Origin of the sequence: Actinoplanes couchii, from assembly GCF_016862075.1 — a bacterium.
Classification (GTDB): Bacteria; Actinomycetota; Actinomycetes; order Mycobacteriales; family Micromonosporaceae; genus Actinoplanes; species Actinoplanes couchii.
This window is the reverse complement of record NZ_BOMG01000017.1, coordinates 1-18,483: the sequence shown is the minus strand read 5'-3', so window position 1 is coordinate 18,483 and position 18,483 is coordinate 1. Positions and strand designations below refer to the sequence as shown.

The 18,483-nt window shown below is 70.4% G+C and carries 12 protein-coding genes; 7 read left to right on the top strand and 5 right to left on the bottom strand.

The window, feature by feature from the left end; genetic code table 11:
• The first annotated feature begins 319 nt into the window (after positions 1-319).
• From gnd to Aco03nite_RS04065, 3 genes are read left to right on the top strand one after another with little or no spacing between them, the layout of a single operon-like run.
• Positions 320-1,759, top strand: coding sequence for an NADP-dependent phosphogluconate dehydrogenase (gene gnd, locus Aco03nite_RS04075; protein ID WP_203793225.1), 1,440 nt, complete (start codon positions 320-322; stop codon positions 1,757-1,759).
• A 57-nt stretch (positions 1,760-1,816) separates the two neighbouring features.
• The gene (locus Aco03nite_RS04070) at positions 1,817-2,605 is read left to right on the top strand and encodes an SAM-dependent methyltransferase (protein WP_203793224.1); all 789 of its coding nucleotides are present in this window, start codon (positions 1,817-1,819) and stop codon (positions 2,603-2,605) included.
• 31 nt (positions 2,606-2,636) lie between these two features.
• Positions 2,637-3,494, top strand: a complete 858-nt coding sequence (locus tag Aco03nite_RS04065; protein ID WP_203793223.1) for a bifunctional helix-turn-helix transcriptional regulator/GNAT family N-acetyltransferase — start codon at positions 2,637-2,639, stop codon at positions 3,492-3,494.
• Here Aco03nite_RS04065 and Aco03nite_RS04060 read toward each other — a convergent pair.
• From Aco03nite_RS04060 to pgm, 4 genes are all read right to left on the bottom strand, one after another.
• Positions 3,487-4,323 (bottom strand): carbon-nitrogen hydrolase family protein, encoded by an 837-nt coding sequence (locus Aco03nite_RS04060; RefSeq protein ID WP_203793222.1) that lies wholly within the window; start codon positions 4,321-4,323, stop codon positions 3,487-3,489. The genes Aco03nite_RS04065 and Aco03nite_RS04060 overlap by 8 nt on opposite strands.
• Positions 4,320-5,654, bottom strand: coding sequence for an MFS transporter (locus Aco03nite_RS04055; protein ID WP_203793221.1), 1,335 nt, complete (start codon positions 5,652-5,654; stop codon positions 4,320-4,322). Before Aco03nite_RS04055 ends, Aco03nite_RS04060 begins: the two co-directional genes overlap by 4 nt.
• Positions 5,655-5,665: 11 nt before the next feature.
• Entirely contained in the window at positions 5,666-7,912 is a 2,247-nt protein-coding gene (locus Aco03nite_RS04050; RefSeq protein WP_203793220.1) for a putative bifunctional diguanylate cyclase/phosphodiesterase, read from the bottom strand.
• An 80-nt stretch (positions 7,913-7,992) separates the two neighbouring features.
• On the bottom strand, positions 7,993-9,618 hold the full coding sequence (pgm, locus tag Aco03nite_RS04045; RefSeq protein ID WP_203793219.1) for a phosphoglucomutase (alpha-D-glucose-1,6-bisphosphate-dependent): 1,626 nt from the start codon (positions 9,616-9,618) through the stop codon (positions 7,993-7,995).
• A 94-nt stretch (positions 9,619-9,712) separates the two neighbouring features.
• On the opposite strand from pgm, the gene Aco03nite_RS04040 reads away from it, so the two are divergent.
• Together Aco03nite_RS04040 and Aco03nite_RS04035 are read left to right on the top strand one after the other, a co-directional pair.
• Positions 9,713-11,422 carry a copper resistance CopC/CopD family protein gene (locus Aco03nite_RS04040; RefSeq protein ID WP_239144900.1) on the top strand — a complete coding sequence of 570 codons (1,710 nt, stop codon included), beginning with the start codon at positions 9,713-9,715 and terminating at the stop codon, positions 11,420-11,422.
• A 9-nt stretch (positions 11,423-11,431) separates the two neighbouring features.
• Positions 11,432-12,211: a YaaA family protein gene (locus tag Aco03nite_RS04035; RefSeq protein WP_203793217.1), complete on the top strand. Its 780-nt coding sequence runs from the start codon at positions 11,432-11,434 to the stop codon at positions 12,209-12,211.
• Between the two features lie 3 nt (positions 12,212-12,214).
• On the opposite strand, the gene Aco03nite_RS04030 is transcribed toward Aco03nite_RS04035, so the two are convergent.
• A complete protein-coding gene (locus Aco03nite_RS04030) occupies positions 12,215-12,751 on the bottom strand; it encodes an FKBP-type peptidyl-prolyl cis-trans isomerase (protein WP_203793216.1) in 537 nt (178 codons plus the stop codon).
• 197 nt (positions 12,752-12,948) lie between these two features.
• Here Aco03nite_RS04030 and Aco03nite_RS04025 point away from each other — a divergent pair, with 197 nt between their 5' ends.
• Both Aco03nite_RS04025 and Aco03nite_RS52620 read left to right on the top strand, forming a co-directional pair.
• A complete protein-coding gene (locus Aco03nite_RS04025) occupies positions 12,949-13,686 on the top strand; it encodes a hypothetical protein (RefSeq protein ID WP_239144899.1) in 738 nt (245 codons plus the stop codon).
• Positions 13,687-13,716: 30 nt separating this feature from the next.
• On the top strand, positions 13,717-18,483 hold a 4,767-nt coding region (locus Aco03nite_RS52620), incomplete at its 3' end, for an MMPL family transporter (protein WP_239144898.1).

Genomic DNA, 18,483 nt, shown 5'->3' with positions numbered 1-18,483 from the left:
GGGTGGGCCGCGGGTGGGTGGGCCGCGGGTGGGTGGGCCGCGGGTGGGTGGGCCGCGGGTGGGTGGGCCGCGGGTAGGCGGGCCGCGGGTGGGGTGGGGTGGGGTGGCGTACCGGCGCAATGATCTTGGGCTGGGCTTTTTCGGCTGTTGGCGTCGTGGCCTCGGGCTGGTGTGGCGGGTGGGACGATGGCCGGGAGCGGACGCGTGAGCTGTTCACCACGTGGACGGGGCGGACGTGATCGAACCGACCGGGCCTCGCACCCGTAAGAATGACCGCGGGGCCCGTAACGGGCGGGTAACGAGGAAGGACGTAGAAACGATGTCGCAAAAGGCGCAGATCGGTGTCACCGGCCTGGCGGTGATGGGCCGCAACCTGGCTCGTAACTTCGCCCGGCACGGACACACGGTGGCGTTGCACAACAGGTCCTACGGCCGCACCAAGGAGCTCGTCGAGGAGTTCGGGCACGAGGGCACGTTCCTCCCGTCCGAGTCCGCCGCGGATTTCGTGGCCAGCCTGGAGCGCCCGCGCCGGGTCGTCATCATGGTGAAGGCCGGCCCGGCCACCGACGCCGTGATCGACGAGTTCGCCCCTCTTCTGGAGGAGGGCGACATGCTGATCGACGCGGGTAACGCGCACTACGCGGACACCCGTCGCCGGGAGGCGGCGCTGAAGGCGAAGGGCCTGCACTTCGTCGGCGTCGGTGTGTCCGGTGGCGAGGAGGGCGCGCTGCACGGCCCGAGCATCATGCCGGGTGGCCCGAAGGAGTCGTACGAGGCTCTCGGCCCGCTGCTGGAGGACATCGCGGCGAAGGTGGACGGCGTGCCGTGCTGTGTGCACGTCGGCCCGGACGGCGCCGGCCACTTCGTGAAGATGGTGCACAACGGCATCGAGTACGCCGACATGCAGCTGATCGCCGAGGCGTACGACCTGCTCCGTCAGGTGGGCGGGCACTCCCCGGCCGAGATCGCGGACATCTTCAAGGGCTGGAACGAGGGCCGGCTCGGCTCGTACCTGATCGAGATCACCGCCGAGGTGCTCAAGCAGGTCGACGCGTCCACCGGCAAGCCGTTCGTGGACATCGTGGTGGACCGGGCCGAGCAGAAGGGCACCGGCCGCTGGACCGTTCAGGCGGCTCTGGACCTGGGTGTTCCGGTGTCCGGCATCGCCGAGTCGGTGTTCGCGCGGGCCATCTCCGGTGGTGTCCCGGAGCGCACCGCGGCTGCCGAGGCCGGCCTGCCGGGCCCGTCGGCGACCGCCGGTCAGCACACCGGTGACCTGGTGGCGGATGTCGAGCAGGCGCTGTTCGCGTCGAAGATCGTGGCGTACGCGCAGGGCTTCCAGCAGATCCAGGCGGCCAGCAAGGAGTACGACTGGGACATCAACCCGGGCGAGATGGCCAAGATCTGGCGGGACGGCTGCATCATCCGGGCCAAGTTCCTCGACTTCATCAAGCAGGCGTACGACAAGAACGCGGCGCTGCCGACCCTCCTGGTCGACCAGTACTTCCTCGACGCAGTGTCCGGTGCGCAGGACGCGTGGCGGCGTGTCGCGGTGACCGCGGCCCAGCAGGGCATCCCGGCGCCGGGCTTCTCGTCGGCGCTCGCCTACTACGACAGCCTGCGTGCCTCCCGGCTGCCGGCCGCCCTGATCCAGGGGCAGCGCGACTTCTTCGGGGCGCACACCTACCAGCGGGTGGACAAGCCGGGCTCGTTCCACACCCTGTGGGCGGCCGAGGGCCGGCCCGAGGTCGACGCCTGATCCAGGCTTCATGGCCCGGCGTCGATTCCTGACGCCGGGCCGCTCTATCCTCTGTGGATGACCGTGCCTGATGGGATCGACGCCTCGGTTCCGAACGCCGCCCGCATGTACGACTACTACCTCGGTGGCAAGGACAATTTCGCCGCCGACCGGGCCGCCGCCGACGCGGTGCTGGCCGTGGCCCCGGAGATGCGGGCCGCCGCCCGGTCCGGCCGCGCCCTGATCAAACGGGTCGTCGAGCACATGGTCGTCGAGCGCGGCATCCGCCAGATCATCGACATCGGCTCCGGTCTGCCGACCCAGGAGAACGTGCACGAGATCGCCCAGGCGATCGACCCGTCGGTGCGGGTGGTCTACGTCGACCGCGACGAGGTGGTCTACCGGCACGGGCAGGCCCTGCTGGCCGCGCCGAACACGACGATGGTGCACGGCGACGCGGGCGATCCGGCGGCGTTCCTGGCCGATCCGGCTCTGCGCAAGCTGATCGACCTGGACGAGCCGGTCGGCATCCTGATGATGTTCCTGCTGCACCTGATCCCGGACGAGACGGATCCGCACGCCGCGGTCGGCACGGTCCGGGACGCCGTCGCGCCCGGCAGTGTGCTGGCGATCTCGCACGCCGCGTCGGACGCCCGCCCGGACCACATGGCGAAGATCTCGGCGATCTACCAGCGCGCCAACTCGCCGTTCACCCCGCGCAGCCCCGAGGTGATCACCGCGTTCTTCGGTGACTGGCGGCTGGAGGAGCCGGGCCTGGCGCACATCTGGCCCTTCAGGACGCTGCCGCCCGGCGTGGACCCGGACTTCGCCGCGATGGGTTACGGGGCGGTCGCCGTCAAACCGTGATTCGCTGACCCCGGTCAGATATCGTCGCGGGATGACCGCCGACGCGATCGACCGGATCCGCGACTTCAACCGCTTCTACACCCAGCGGATCGGCCTGCTCACCGACCACTACCTGGGCCAGGACCGGCCACTCGGCCCGGCCCGCCTGCTCGGGGAGATCGGCGAGCAGGCCACGGTCCGCGAGCTGCGCACCCGGCTCGGCCTCGACTCCGGCTATCTGAGTCGTCTGCTCAGGACCTTGGAGGACCAGCTTCTGGTACGGGTGGGCCCGCACCCGTCGGACGCCCGTTCCCGGATCGTCACGCCCACCCCGGCCGGCCGCGCCGAGCGGGCCGCCCTCGACGATCGCTCCCGCGCCGGAATCGCCGGCCTGATCGACGGGCTCACCCCCACCCAGCAGTCCGAACTCGTCGCCGCCCAGGACACGGTCCGCCGCCTGCTGCGCCTGGCCGCCGTCCCGATCACCCCGGTGCCCGCCGACGACGCCGAGACCTGGGAATGTCTGCGCGCCTACGCGGCGGAACTCGCCGGCCGCTTCCCGGAGGGCTACGACGAGACGACCCTGACTCCGGCGGCCGCGATCGACGGCGCGCTCCTGCTGGCCCGGCCCGCGGCGGGCTGCGGGGCGTGGGTGCGCCTGGAGCCGGGGATGGCGGAGATCCGGCATCTGTGGGTCGCGCCGCACGCCCGCGGGATCGGCCTGGGGCGCCGGCTGCTGGCCGCCCTGGAGGCCGACGCCGCGAGCCACGGCGTCACCATCGTGCGGCTGGGCACCCACGCGGCTCTGACCGAGGCGGCCGGCCTGTACCTGACCAGCGGTTATCACGAGATCAACGGCTACAGTGCGTCACCGTACAACCAGATCTGTTTCGAGAAGGACCTCAGGTGACGGTCCGGTCGGTGCTGCGGGGGTCGGTCACCCGGTGTGGGGTGTAGACGTCTCCGGTACGGGACTTCTTTCGCCAGGGGCGGGCCCTGGTCAGGGCCGTGTCCAGGGCCGGGTCGGTGCGGTCCAGGTCGGCGCGGAGCACATCGGGGCCGTCCGGGCGGGCCTGGTGTAACACGTAGCCGTGCGGGCCCACCAGCGCCGACGGGCCGGCCGGTGCGCAGGACGCCGGGACGGCGATGGCGGCCCAGAGGCCGTTGGTGGCGGCGTGGCCCCGGACGATGGTCTCGAAGATCGGGTCCTCGGAGTAGGTGGAGAACAGGACGCAGTCGACGTCCAGGGCCGCCTGTTCCATCCACAGTTCGGGGAAGTTCACCTCGATGCAGATCAGGCAGCCGAAGCGGTAGCCGTCGACCTCGAAGACGCATACATGATCGCCGGGCGTGTAGAAACCGGTGATCTCGCGGTACGACAGCAGGCGCTTGTCGTAGCGGTCGGCCATCTCGCCGCGGTCGTCGATCACCCAGAGCGAGTTGTGCGGGCGGTGCCCTCCGGACAGCCGGTGGTTGCCGCCCAGCACCACCCAGACCCGCAGCTCGGCGGCCAGGGCCATGACCCGGCGCAGCTCCTCGGTGACCGGGTTCCAGTCGATGGACCAGCCGCGGAAGTGCTCCTTCGCGGGGCCCGCATAGCCGGTCAGCGCGCCCTCGCTGAACTGGACCAGACGTGCGCCCCGGTCGGCGGCCTCGCGTATTGCGGCGCGGACGGCCGCACCGTTCGCCCGCGGGTCGGTGGTGATCTCGGTCTGTGCGACGGCGAGCGGGAAGGTCATCCCGGAACCACCGTCTCCGCCGTCGTCACCCGGGCCGACAGCCAGCGATAGGGGCGGCTGGCCAGGGCGACGGTGGTCGCCACGATGCCGAAAACACCGGTGAGGATGAAGACCAGGGCGATCCCCCGGTCCGCTCCGGTGCCGAACCAGGAACCGATCGCCGCGGCCCCGGCGCCCCCGCCGCTCATGAACGGGATGAACACGAACTGGGTGATCGGCGAGATCAGGAATGCCGTCAACGGCGAGGCCGCCTGTTCGACACTCTGGGCGAGACCGAAGACCCGGCCCTGCCGCTCGTACGGCACCACCCGCTGCATGATGGTCTGCTCCGCCGCCTCGGCATACGGGACGAGGAGCATGTACAGATACATGCCGACCGCCATCGGATAGATCGAGGCCCACAACGGGAAGACCATGATGATCGCCCACAGCACCAGGTTGATCAGCAGCAACAGGCGCAGCGGCCGTTTCCCGAGCCCGGTCCGGGACACCGCGATCCCACCGATGATCATGCCGGTGCTGACCACACCCCAGAGCAGTCCCCAGGCCTGCACCGACACCAGCGACAGCCCGTAGGCGTCGGCGAGGGCCATGAACACCCCGCCGAGGAAGTTGTTGAACGTGCTGAACAGGATCAGCGCGAACAGCCCCGGCACCCCCGCGATGATCCGCAACGTCCCCCGGATGTCGACGCCGGGTTTCGCGCCGTCAGAAAAAACCCGGACCGTCTCCGGCACCGTGACGAACGCCAGGTGCACCAGCGCCAGCCCGAGCACCACCAGGGCCAGCAGCAGCACCGACAGCATCCCGTCGAACGCCACCAGCACACCGGAGATCACCGACGTGACCAGGAACGTGGTTCCGGAGACGGTGCCGACCAGGCCGTTGGCCCGGTCCCGGCGGTCCTCGTCGATGAGCAGGGTGACCAGGGTGGGCAGGGCGATCGTGCGGATGTTGCCGGCGATCACCCCGAACATCAGCAGCAGTACGAACGCCCAGAGCCGCGCGTCGGCCGGATCCCGGAACGCCTCGGCGGGCACCAGCAGGTAGACGGCGAGGGCGGCGCCGTAGAACACCAGCGACACCGCGGCCGAGGCCTGCAGCGCGGTCTTCTTCCGGTGGCCGTCGACGAGGCTGCCGAACCAGATGCCGGTGAGCGCGGTCAGCACCAGGAAGATGCCGGAGATGACACCGGTGGCGAAGACCGACCGGGTCTGCAGGTACGTCCAGAAGGTGACGGCGAACCACACCGTGAAGTTGATGACCGACACCAGACCGGTGTTGACCAGCAGCAGGTAGAAGGTGCGCACATGGCCGGTGATGACGGTCATGTGCCGCAACGCTACGCGACGTGTGCGGGCACGTCCGCCATCAGCGCGCCGCATTCGGCGGCCGGCAGCGGGCGGGCCATCAGGAAGCCCTGCCCGTAGCGGTAGCCCATGTCGCGCAGGCGATCCAGCTGTTCCTGGTTCTCGATGCCCTCGGCGACGGCTTTGAGCTGCAGGTGCTCGGCCAGCTGGGCGACCGCCGCGGCGACGGCGAGGCGGCCCCGGTCGGCGCCGTCGGCGATGCCGTCGACGAACGACTTGTCGAGTTTGAGCGCGTGCACCGGGAAGGCGCGGAGCAGGCTGAGTGACGACTGGCCGGTGCCGAAATCGTCCAGGGCCAGGCGTACGCCCATCTCGTGCAGTGCCTGCAGGGTCTCCCGCACCTGCGGGCCGTCCACCACCGACGACTCGGTGACCTCGATGACCAGGTCGTCCGGGACGAGACCGGTGTCGCTGAGGACGGCGGCGACCTCGTCGACGAAGCCCGGTTCGCGCAGCTGCCGGACCGCCACGTTGACGTTCACCGCCTCGATGGTCGAGGAGAACGCGGCGCGCCAGGCGGCGAGTTGCTCACACGCGGTCCGCAGCACCCACGAGCCGAGCGGCACGATCAGCCCGGAGCGCTCGGCGCACGGGATGAACTCCCCCGGCGACACGAACCCGCGCACCGGATGCTGCCAGCGGACCAGCGCCTCACAGCCGTGCATCCGGCCGGTGACCAGGTCGTACACCGGCTGGTAGTACAGGCGCAGCTCGCCGCGGGCGATGCCGTTGCGCAGCTCGCCGGCGAGACGGGCGTGGTCGGCCATGTCCTGGCGCATGCTCGGCTCGAAGCGTACCCAGGAGGCCTTGCCGTTCTCCTTGGCGGCGTACATCGCGATGTCGGCGTTGCGCAGCACCTCGTCGGCGGTCTCCCCGGGTGCGGCGACCGCGACCCCGGCGCTGGCGTGCAGGAGCAGCTGCTGGTCGGCGATCACGAACGGTTCGGCGAAAGCCTGGAGCAGGCGGTCGGCGGCGCCCTCGAAGGAGGGCAGGAGCACGGCGAACTCGTCGCCGCCGAGCCGGGCCGGCATCTCCCCGGGCGAGCACTGGTTGCGCAGCCGCCGCGACACCGCGAGCAGCAGCTGGTCCCCGGCGGCCGGCCCGATCGTGTCGTTGATCATCTTGAAGTCGTCGATGTCGATGAGCAGGGCGGCGGCCGCCTCGCCCGCGTCCAGGCGCTCGGTGAGCGCGACGGTGAACCGGACCCGGTTGGGCAGGCCGGTCAGGTTGTCGCTGAGCGCGAGCCGTTCGAGTTCGGCCTGCTGCCGGCGGATGCCGCGCAGGGCGAGGGTGTTCTCCCGCAGGCTGAGCAGCTGACGGGCGACGACAAAACCGGCGATCAGGACCGCGCCGATGATGATGACCCGCTGCCGGTGGGTGAGGTCCTGGGCGCTGACGCTGATCACCAGGCCGGCCATCACGGCGACGGCGGCCAGCGGCAGCAGGTTGAACAGCGAACGCCCGGTACCGGTGACGGCCGGTCCGGTCCGGGTCAGGGCACGCCGTTGCAGGTGGGCGCCGAGGGTGAGGGCGGCCCCGGTCAGCGGGAGGGAGAGGACGGAGACCGCCATCCGGGCGTCCTCGGATCCGGCGATCTGCAGGAAGGTGCCGCTGACACAGGTGAGCGGGCCGATGGTGAGCACCCGCAGGGCGGCCGGCGCGATGACACTGTCCGGCCGGGCCGCGGATTTGCCGATCACCACGAGCAGCAGGACACCGCCGACGCCGACGACCGCGGCCACGATCCGGGCGGCCAGCGAGGTGTCGCGGGGCGCCAGGTCGAGGACGCCGTACCAGAAGACCAGCCCGGCGGCGACGGCGACGGTGAACCCGTCGAGGGCGGCGCGCAGGCAGCCGGACATGGTCCGGGCCTGGCCGGGCAGGCCGAGGAACGCCGACATCAGCACCAGGACACCGGACATCAGCGGTACGGCGGTCCAGAGCGACATGCCGGCGTCGTTGTTGGCCCGGATCAGCGCGACGCACGAGGTGGTCAGCAGCAGGACGCCGGAGACCTCGAGGATCCGCCAGAACCGCCGGGCCGGCCGGGACAGCCCGGTGGCGCCGGCGATCCGGTGGCAGGCCCAGACGCCCAGGGCCAGCGCGATCGGGCCGCCGGCGTAGCCGAGGGCCACGTCGTCGCCGCGGACCATGAGCCACACCAGGACACCGAGGTTCGCCACGGAGGCGACCACTACGGAGACAACGGAGGTGGTCATCGGTGTCGCACGGCTCCTGCCCGGTTGCGGTCTGCTTGCAGACTGACAGTCGGCGCAGGAGCCGTCGATCTGAGACGAACTCAGCCGGCCAGGGCGGCGGACACCACGGCGCGGGCCTCCTCCTGGATCCGGGCCAGGTGGTCCGGGCCCCGGAAGGACTCGGCGTAGATCTTGTAGACGTCCTCGGTGCCGGACGGCCGGGCGGCGAACCAGCCGTTCTCGGTGACGACCTTGAGGCCGCCGATCGCCGCGCCGTTGCCCGGCGCGCTGGTCAGCACGTCGGTGATCGCCTCGCCGGCCAGCGTGGACGCGGTCACCTGCGACGGCGACAACTTGCCGAGGACGGCCTTCTCCTCGCGGGTGGCGGGGGCGTCGATCCGGGCGTACGCGGGCTCGCCGAACCGGGCGGTCAGCTCCCGGTAGTGCTCGCTCGGGGTCTTCCCGGTGGTCGCGATGATCTCCGCGGCGAGCAGGTCGAGGATCAGGCCGTCCTTGTCGGTGCTCCACGGCTTGCCGTCGCGGCGCAGGAACGACGCTCCGGCGCTCTCCTCGCCGCCGAAACCGATCGAGCCGTCGATCAGGCCGGGTACGAACCACTTGAAGCCGACCGGCACCTCGTCCAGACGGCGGCCCAGGTCGGCGGCGACCCGGTCGATCATCGACGACGAGACCAGGGTCTTGCCGATGCCCGCCGCGGACGGCCATCCCTCGCGGGACTTGTAGAGGTAACCGATGGCCACGGCCAGGTAGTGGTTGGGGTTCATCAGGCCGCCGTCGGGGGTGACGATGCCGTGCCGGTCGGCGTCGGCGTCGTTGCCGGTGGCGATCTGGAAACGGTCCTTCTGGGCGATCAGGGACGCCATGGCGTACGGCGAGGAACAGTCCATCCGGATCTTGCCGTCCCAGTCCAGGGTCATGAATCCGAACGTCGGGTCGACGTGCGGGTTGACCACGGTCAGATTGAGCCGGTGCCGGTCGGCGATCTCGCCCCAGTAGGCGACACTCGCACCACCGAGCGGGTCGGTGCCGATCTGCACCGCCGCGTTACGGATCGCGTCGATGTCGATCACGTTCGGCAGGTCGTCGACGTACGTACCCAGATAGTCGTATTTTTCCGGGTCTGTCGGCCGGGCTGAACGGCGGACCTCTTTCAAGCCGCCGGCGATGATCGCGTTGGCCCGGTCCTGGATCCACTTCGTGGCGTCGGTGTCCGCGGGCCCACCGTTCGGCGGGTTGTACTTGAACCCACCGTCATCCGGCGGATTGTGCGACGGCGTAACGACCACCCCGTCCGATTTATCGGCATTTAGACCGTTATAGCGGAGAATGGCGTGGGACAGCGCCGGAGTAGGGGTGTACCCATCACGCGAGTCGATCAACACGGTCACGTCGTTGGCGGCGAAGACCTCCAGAGCCGTGATCTGCGCCGGCTCACTGAGGGCATGGGTGTCACGCCCCAGGAAGAGCGGCCCGGTCGTGCCTTGCGAGCGGCGGTATTCGACGATCGCCTGACTGGTCGCGGCGATGTGGTCCTCGTTGAAGGCGGTGCGCAGGCTGGAGCCACGGTGCCCGGAGGTGCCGAACGCGACCCGCTGCCCCGCCTGCGCGGGGTCCGGGTGCTCCGTGTAGTAACGCGAGATGACCTTGGGAACGTCGATCAGATCGGCCGGTTCGGCCGGTAGCCCGGCGCGGGCGTGGACGGTCATGCGGATCTCCTCCGGGAAGAGGTCGGGAGCTGTCTCGGATCGTATCCAGGCGCTCACCTTGAACCATTCCCGACGCCGATCCGAACTACCTGATGTGACCCGGGTAATGCTGTTCCTGCTGTTCCTGCTCGCCTCCCTGACCCTGCCCGCCTCGCCCGCCCAGGCGCACGCCGCCCCGGTCGGCGCCAGCCCGTCGCCGGGCAGTGTGATCGGCAGCTCACCGTCCGAGGTGACGGTGACCTTCAGCGAGCCGGTCACCCCGGTCGAGGGCCGGGTGCAGGTGATCGCGCCGAACGGCGACCGGATCTCCGGCAAGGCGACCGTCGAGGGCACCGTGATGCGCATCCCGGTCCGGCAGGCGGACAAGCCGCTCGGCACCTACCTGATCAGCTTCCGGGTCATCTCCGCGGACAGCCACCCGGTCGGCGGCGCGATCAGCTTCTCGGTCGGCGCCCCGTCGGAACGCCCGGAGGCTCCGTCGGAGACCACCGGCACCCATCCGTCGGTCGAGGTCGCGGTGCCGGTCTTCAAGACCGTCGGGTACGCCGGTGTCACCCTGATCGCCGGTCCCGCCCTGTTCCTGGCGTTCCTGTGGCCGCGCGGCCGGTCCCGGGCGGGCGCGCTGAAGACGGTCCGGGTCGGTCTCGCGCTGACCGCGTTCGCCACCCTCGGCGCGATCGCCAGTTACCCGCAGCAGGGGTCCGGGGCGCCACTCTGGTCACTGTCGGCGCAGGAGCTGACCGAGACGGTGACCAGTGAGTACGGGCTGCTGCTGACCGGCCGTCTGGTGATCCTGGGCGCGCTGGCCGCACTGCTGCTGCCGCTGTTGCGCCGTGCCCCGCGAACCGTGCGCGAACCGGCCCGCGTGCTGGTCGGCGCGGGTGGCCCCGACCTCGTCCGCACCGAGGCGAAACCCCCGATCAAGATCAACCGCCTGCGGGGGTACGCGGTGATCGCCCTGTCCGCGGCCGGGCTCGCGACCTGGCCGCTGACCGGTCACGCGGTGGCCGCCCCGATGGCCGGCATCACCGTGACCGCCGGGGTCGTGCACATGGCCGCGATGGCGGTGTGGATCGGCGGGCTGGTCACCCTGGCCGGCTTCCTGCTGCGCGGCACCCATCCGCGGGTGCTCGGGGTGATCCTGCCGGCCTGGTCGCGCTGGGCGTCGATCGCGGTGCTCTGGCTGGTGTTCGCCGGGGCGATCCAGGCCGTGGTGCAGATGGGCAAGGTGTCCGCGCTCTGGACGACCGGATACGGACAGCTGCTGATCGCGAAACTGGCGATCACCGCGCTGGTGCTGGGGGCCGCCGCGTTCGCCCGCCGGATGGTCATCACCCGGGCGGCCGCGTCCGGGCTGCGCCGGACCGTCGGGATCGAGGTCGCGGCGAGCGTGGTGATCCTGGCGATCAGCTCGGTGCTGGTGCAGGTGGACCCGGGCCGGATCGCCGCCACCAAGGAGAAGGAGATCACCGGTCAGGGCTTCTCCGAGACGCTGACCAGCGATCTGTACGCGGTGCAGTTCAACATCTACCCGGTCGAGCTGGGCGAGTACAACACCGTGCACGCGTTCCTCTACACCCCGGACGGCGGGCCGCTGCGGGCCGAGGAGTGGCAGGTCACCGCACGGCTGACCGATCCCGCGCTGGAGGCCGTGGACCAGCCGATCGCCGGGCTGCCGACCGGGAACCAGGCGCTCGGGTCGATCTCGTTCCCGCTGGCCGGCACGTACGAGATCACCTTCACGATCCGGACCACCGCGATCGACCGGGCCAGCGTGAAAACCAGCGTGACCGTGGGTGGTTAAAGTTTCGGCGTGCTGATCCTGCTCCCGCCCTCCGAGGGCAAGACCCCGGCCACGGCCGGTTCCCCCGTCGACCCGGCGGCCCTGTGGCTGCCGTCGCTGGCCGCCGCCCGGGCCCGGGTCGCCAAGAAGCTCGTCGCGCTCAGCTCCCGCACCAGCGAGCGATCGATCGCGGACAGCCTGGCGGTGCTGGGGCTCTCCGACGGGCAGCGGGGGGAGCTGGCCCGCAACACGGTGCTGCTGGAGGCTCCGGCTGTGCCGGCCTCCGAGATCTACACCGGCGTGTTGTACGAGGCCCTGGAGCCGTCCACTCTCACACCGGCGTCCCGACAGTGGCTGGACCGGACCGCCGTGGTGTTCTCCGGGCTGTGGGGGGTGGTGCGCCTCGGTGACCGGATCCCGGCGTACCGCTGCTCGGTCGGGGTCGCCCTGCCGGCGCTCGGCGGGCTGACCGCGTACTGGAAGAAGGCATTGAAATCGCCTTTGGACGAGGTGACCGCGCAGACGCCGGTCCTGGACCTGCGATCCGGCGCCTACGCCGCGATGTGGCAGCCCGGCGGCACCGCGGCGACCCTGCGGGTGCTGCACGAACGGACCGTCGGCGGGGTGACGAAACGGTCCGTCGTCAGTCATTTCAACAAGGCGACCAAGGGCCGTCTGGTGCGGGCGCTGGCCGACGAGCAGGTCGCGCCGGGTTCGGTGGACGAGATGATCACCGCCCTGCGCGACCTGAAGTTCACCGTCGAACAACCGCAGCCCCGCCGGCTCGACGTGATCGTGACGGAGCTGTAGCGGTTACTCGGCCGACAAAATGTCGATGACGAAGCGCAGGTCGCCGCGCTCCGGGCCGTAGGCGAGGGCGGCCGGCACGTCCAGCTGGATCCGGCTGCCCACCTTCTGGCCGGGGATGCCCTTGTCCCAGCCCTGGATGAGCTGGCCGACCCCGATCGGGAAGCTGATCGGGGTGGACTTCCCGTTCGACCACGACGAGTCGATCACGGTGCCGGAGGTGTAACCGATCAGCTTGTAGTTGACGCTGACGGTCTGGCCGGTCTTGACCTCCGCGCCGGTCCCCGGCACCAGTTCCTTGATCGCCAGGTCGCTCAGGGCGCCGGTGCCGGTCGGGACCTCCGGCTCCCGGGTCAGCGCGTCGCCGCCGGCCGGGTCCGCCGACGCCGCCGTAGCGGGCGCCGCCGTGGACACCGGTTCGTCGTCCTCGTTGCGCACCATGACGAAGACGGCGACCAGCACCGCGAAGACGAGCACGCCGCTGAGGACACCCGCGATCGCCTGGCCACGTCGTTTGCTGGTGGAGATGGTCTTGTCACTCATCGTCGAACTCCCGGTCGGCAAGTCGGAAACTCCGGACACGCTACTCGCAACCGGTGGTAACCCGGCGAAGAACCTCCCCCGAATCGCCGAGGTGGTGGATCCCCCGTTCCGTCGCGGCCGGTCCGGATGAGATCGTGTACCGCTCTGCCCACCGCGCCCGTCCCACGCCGGCCTCAGAACGCTCCCCGGGAGGAACCGTGCTCCGTCGACGGGAGTACCTGGAACCCGCGGTGATGATCCTGGCCGGGGTCCTGGCGGTGATTCTGATCGGCTTCGTCGCGTACCGGATCGGCGACGGCGAGCCGGAGGCCGCGGTCACCGCCGGGCCGGCCGCGCCCGCCGAGCAGGTGCCGATCCCGCTGCTCAGCGTCGCCGCGTCGCCGTCGGTGGCCCCGATCGACGCGATCGTCTACGAGCGGGTGGCGATCGCGGACACCGTCGATCTGGAGGCCGAGGGAACCATCGACTGGGTGCACTGGGGCGAGGACGGCCGGTACTCGCTGGAACGCAAACCCGACGGCGGCTTCTCCATCCTCGAAGGCACACCGTCCGGGCCCCGCAACCGGCACACGCTCAGCCCGCAACGGTTCCGGTGGGCCGGCGTACCCGGCGCCACCAGCGGGATCAGCACGTGCGGCGCGGGCAACGGATTCACTCTCTCGGCACCGGCCGGGCCCGGAAAGCACACCCTGCGGCTGTACGTCGGAGCCACCGGCGCCCGTGGCACGCTGACCGCCGGGCTGTCCACCGACACCGATTCCCGTGCGACGATCACCGATTCCTGGACGGTCGAGGGGACGGGCATGCAGACGACGGCCTACGTCATCTCGTACCGTGCTTCAGGTACTGGCAAGATCTCCGTCAAGTGGATCACCGCAGCGGCTTTCGACGGCACGTGCGGTGGCATCTCCCTACAGGCGGCGAGCTTGAGCTGACCTGTGCCAAGAACCGGGAAAGGGGAACGCGTGTTCGCGGGCTGGGGATCGCGGGTCGCCCGCCTACGGTGGCCGGTTCTGATCATCGCGCTGGTCGCGGTGCTCGGTGCGGGCGGCTGGGGCTTCGGAGTGTTCGGGCAGCTCACCGAAGGTGGCTACAACGACCCGGGCAGTGAGTCGGCCCGGGCCGCGGAGGTGGTGGCCGAGGCGACGAGCGGGCAGTCCGGCGACGTCATCGCGATCTATACACCGACCGGCGGCGGCATCGACGACGCCGCGCTCGGCACGGCGATCACCGGACGGCTCGCGGCGCTGCCGAAGTCGGCGGTGGTCGCGCAGACCTCGTACTGGGCGGACAAACAGCCGGCCCTGGCGTCCGCCGACCGGTCCAGCGCGATCGCGGTCGTCACCCTGACAGGTGACACCGACGCGGACAAGATGGCGGCGTACGGCGAGATCGCGGACTCGTTCACGGTCCCCGGCGCGACCGTCCAGCTGGCCGGCGGCATCCCGCTCGGGCACGCGTCCACCGAACGCTCCACCGAGGACCTCGCGCTCGCCGAGATGATCTCACTGCCGATCGTGCTGATCCTGCTGCTGGTGATCTTCGGTTCGCTGGTGGCGGCGTCCCTGCCGGTGCTGATCGGCGGCTGCGCGGTCCTCGGCTCCCTCGGATTCCTGCACGCGGTCGCGCTCACCCACGAGGTCAACTCGTTCGCCGTCAACGTCGCCAGCCTCCTCGGCCTCGGCATGGCCATCGACTACGGGCTGTTCATGGTCGGCCGGTTCCGCGAGGAGCAGGCCGTCCACGACACCGCCGAAGCCGTCAAGCGCACCGTCGCCACCGCCGGCCGCACCGTGGTCTTCTCCGCCACCCTGCTGATGACCGCGCTGGCCGGGCTGCTGCTGTTCCCGCAGGGCTTCCTCAAATCCCTCGCCTACGGTGGGCTGGCCGCCGTCTTCCTGGCCATGCTGCTGTCCCTGACACTGCTGCCCGCCCTGCTCGCGGTGCTCGGGCCGCGCGTCGACAAGATCCCGGTACGGCTGCCGTTCGCCGCGAAGGGCGACGCCGGCTGGCAGCGGCTGGCCGGATGGGTCCTCGGGCGGCCCGTCCTGGTGGCCGTACCCATCGTGGCCGTCCTTGCGCTCCTGGCCCTGCCGATCCTGGACGCCCGCTTCGGTGAGAACGACGAGCGTCAACTGCCCGCCAGGGATCCGTCCCGGGTCGCCATCGAGACCCTGAAGGCCGACTACCCGCAGTTCGGCTCGGACGCCGTGCAGATCGTGGTCCGCGCGACAGGCGGCGCGCAGCCGGACGTCACCCAGCTGATCACCTCGGCCGGCAACGTGCCCGGCGTCGCGACGGTCACCGGCAGCGGCGGCAACGGCAAGGACGTCGTCGTCCTCAGCGCCGACCTGAAGGCCGCCGACGTGTTCAGCGACGAGGCCCGCAACGCCGTCGACCGGCTCCGCGCCCTCCCCGCACCGGCCGGCACCGAGGTGATCGTCGGCGGCGCCACCGCCCGCAACATCGACAGCCTGGAGGCCATCGGCGCCCGGCTGCCGCTGATGATCGGCCTGCTGGCCGGGGCCACCCTGATCCTGATGTTCCTGGCCTTCGGCTCGATCCTGCTGCCGGTCAAGGCCGTGCTGATGAGCGGGCTCAGCCTCTCCGCCACCTTCGGCCTGCTGGTCTGGATCTTCCAGGAGGGTCACGGGGCATCGCTGCTGAACGTCACCCCGACCCCGTTGGAAGCGGGCATCGTCGTCCTGATGGCCGCCGTCGTGTTCGGGCTCTCCACCGACTACGAGGTGTTCCTGCTGTCCCGGATGGTCGAAGCCCGGATGCGCGGCGCCACCACCGACCAGGCCATCACCATCGGCCTCACCCGCACCGGCCGGGTGATCAGCGCCGCCGCCCTGCTGCTGATCGTCGTCACCGGCGCGTTCTCGCTGTCGTCGGTCACCACGATGCGCTTCATCGGCGTCGGCATGATCATCGCCCTGCTCCTGGACGCGACGGTCGTCCGCGTCCTGTTGGTTCCCGCCGTGCTGCGCCTGATGGGCGACGCCGCGTGGTGGGCGCCCGGGCCGTTGCGGAGACTCCAGGAGAAGGCCGGACTGGCGGAGTACGCCCAGGTGGAGGAGCCGACCGGGCGTCACGCGTATCGCGGTCCCGACGTGATCGACGGGACGCTGGTCACCCACGCCCTGCCCACGCGTCCGGTGCAGGCCGCCCTGCCGTCCGGGCCGTCGCCGGCACCGGCGTCCACCGACCCGGTGGTCCTGGAGTACGAGGACTTCCTCAACTACATCTCCGGCAAGAACGACGAGATGGCCCACGCGGGCGGCCTGCTGCCGAACCGTCCGACCGGCACCACCCCCGGCACGGACGACGAGAAGCCCCGGTCCCCCGGCCGCCACCGGACGGCGGACCTGTCCCCCCACATGTCCGCCAAGCAGATCTCCCCCGCCGGCCCGCCTTCCGGCCCGCAGGTTCCGCCTGCCTCTCTGTCCTCCAGTTCTTCGCCTTTCGAACCGCCTGCCGGTCCTTCGTCTGCCGAGCCACTCGCCGGCCTTTCACCTGCCGAGTCGCTCACAGACCCTTCGCCTTCCGAACCGTTCGCCAGCCTTTCGCCGTCCGAACCGTTCGCCGGTCTTTCGTCTGCTGAACCGCCCGCCGGGCCACCCACGGACTTCTCCGACCCGTCGGCAACCGCGGTCCTGGAGCGACCCACCACACCGACCGCCGATTCCCCTACCGCAGCCACTTCCTCCGGCACCTCTCCCGCCGGCGCCCTTACCGAAGACTCTTCCGCTGATGCCTCCTCTACCGGCACCACCACCGGAACCTCTTCCACCGGAACCTCTTCCACCGGCACCTCTTCCACCGGCACCTCTTCCGTCGGCACCCCTTCCGTCGGTACCTCTTCCGGTGGCATCTCTTCCACGGGCGCGATCATCTCCACCACGGTCACCCCGGCATCGCCGGGCGGAACCACGCCGTCGGTAACCGCATGGAGTCCGATCTCCTACTCCTCCGACAGCAACCTCACCGCCTCGGACGAAGCCGCGTCCGCCAACCGGCCGCCCGCCTCTTCCGTGCCGATCTCAGCTCCTCCCATGCCTTCCGCTCCGATCTCGGCGCCCCCGATCCCCTACGCGCCCATCTCGGCCCCGCCCTTTTCCTCAGCCCCGATCTCGGCACCGCCGGTACCCATCTCGGCTCCCCCCGCGTCGTCCTACCCGATTTCGGCTCCCCCCGCGCCCAGCCCGGACACGGTGGCGGACCAGGACATTTCCGGCGAACCACATCCATCTTTCTCGAACGCATCCTTCGCGGACCCGTCCCTCCCGAACGCGTCCCCCACCGACCAGCCCTTCCCGGACCCGTCCCTCACGGACCCGCCCTTCCCGGACCTTCTCTCCCCCTCACCGCGGCAGAACCACACACCGGGCACCCCACTGGTGACTCCCGCCAACGAGGAAAACACTCAACTGATCTGGGCCGAAGTAGAGGCAAGCGTGACCGCAGCCCCGGAACCGATAGATCCAGAAACCATCTGGGCCGAGGTGGAAGCCACCTTGGCAGCCGGCGCCGAAACCGTGAAAGCGGAGCCCCCACTACCGGCCCAGGACCCGGAAGTTCAGGACCCCAAGGACTCCCCCCAGCACAACCCAGTGCAGGACAAGGAGAACGACCCGTCAGCAACCCAGGTCCTACGCCTACCACCCCACCTGGCAAACGACGCAGCGGTCCAGGCTTTCCCCACGTCCCCGGCCCCCCAGTCCACGGTGAAGCCGTCCAAGGCAACCAAACTGGCCGAGGCAGCCGCATTGGCCGAGGCAGCAGCGTCGGCCACCCCCACCAAACACCCCACCCCCACCCCCACTACCACCTCAGCCCCCGACACCCATTCCCCAACCGTTCCCCCAACCCCGACCCAGACCGCAACCCCAGACCCGGCGTCTCCCCCAACCGCAACCCCAGACCCGGCGTCTCCCCCAACCGCAACCGCTGACCCGGCGTCTCCCCCGACCCCGATCCCGACCTCAATCGCAGACCCGGACACAGCGCCCCTCCCGACCCCGCCCTTTGCTGCAGACACAGACACAGCGTCCTTCCCGGCCCCAGCCGCTACCGCAGACCCGGACAAAGCGGCTTCCCCGATGGCTTCCGCAGCCGCTGCCCGGACCCCTGCGGCGGAGTCCTCCCCTGCCCATTCCTCCCCTGATTTCTCCTCTGTAGACGAGTCCGCAGCGGAAGACGCACCCGATCACGTCCTCGACGCCTTCTCCGAGTTCGCCCCCACCCCGCAGACCGACACCCATATCCCAGGCGAATCCCACGCGGCAGACGAGAACCTCACGGCGCCCGACGCTCACTCGATACCCGACGCTCACCCCCACGTGCCAGGGCAGCCCGCCGAAAATGCGGTGCCCGACGCTCACCCGGTGCCCGACGCTCAGTCGGCGTCCGACGCTCACCCGGCGTCCGACGGTCACTCGGCGCCGGATATCGACACCGTGATCGAGTCCGGTGCTGATACCAGCACCGACGCAGACACCGCCCCGGTTCCCGACCATCCGCTAATCGCAGACCCCATCCCAGCAGCGGAAACCGACCAAAGCACGGCAACCGAGGCAACCACCGAGATCGACGAGGTCACACACCCCGAGGCGCTCCCGGAGACCGACCAGCACACAAAATCCGAGACCAGCCCAGTTCCCGAGACCAGCCCAGTTCCCGAGACCAGCCCAGTTCCCGAGACCAGCCCAGTTCCCGAGACCAGCCCA

What these genes read in the sequence shown, in the direction of transcription:
- Aco03nite_RS04055 (WP_203793221.1), bottom strand. Translation starts at nt 5,654, where the DNA reads ATGACCGTCATCACCGGCCATGTGCGCACCTTCTACCTGCTGCTGGTC.
- pgm (WP_203793219.1), bottom strand. Translation starts at nt 9,618, where the DNA reads ATGACCGTCCACGCCCGCGCCGGGCTACCGGCCGAACCGGCCGATCTG.
- Aco03nite_RS04050 (WP_203793220.1), bottom strand. Translation starts at nt 7,912, where the DNA reads ATGACCACCTCCGTTGTCTCCGTAGTGGTCGCCTCCGTGGCGAACCTC.
- Aco03nite_RS04070 (WP_203793224.1), top strand. Translation starts at nt 1,817, where the DNA reads ATGACCGTGCCTGATGGGATCGACGCCTCGGTTCCGAACGCCGCCCGC.
- gnd (WP_203793225.1), top strand. Translation starts at nt 320, where the DNA reads ATGTCGCAAAAGGCGCAGATCGGTGTCACCGGCCTGGCGGTGATGGGC.
- Aco03nite_RS04065 (WP_203793223.1), top strand. Translation starts at nt 2,637, where the DNA reads ATGACCGCCGACGCGATCGACCGGATCCGCGACTTCAACCGCTTCTAC.
- Aco03nite_RS04060 (WP_203793222.1), bottom strand. Translation starts at nt 4,323, where the DNA reads ATGACCTTCCCGCTCGCCGTCGCACAGACCGAGATCACCACCGACCCG.
- Aco03nite_RS04030 (WP_203793216.1), bottom strand. Translation starts at nt 12,751, where the DNA reads ATGAGTGACAAGACCATCTCCACCAGCAAACGACGTGGCCAGGCGATC.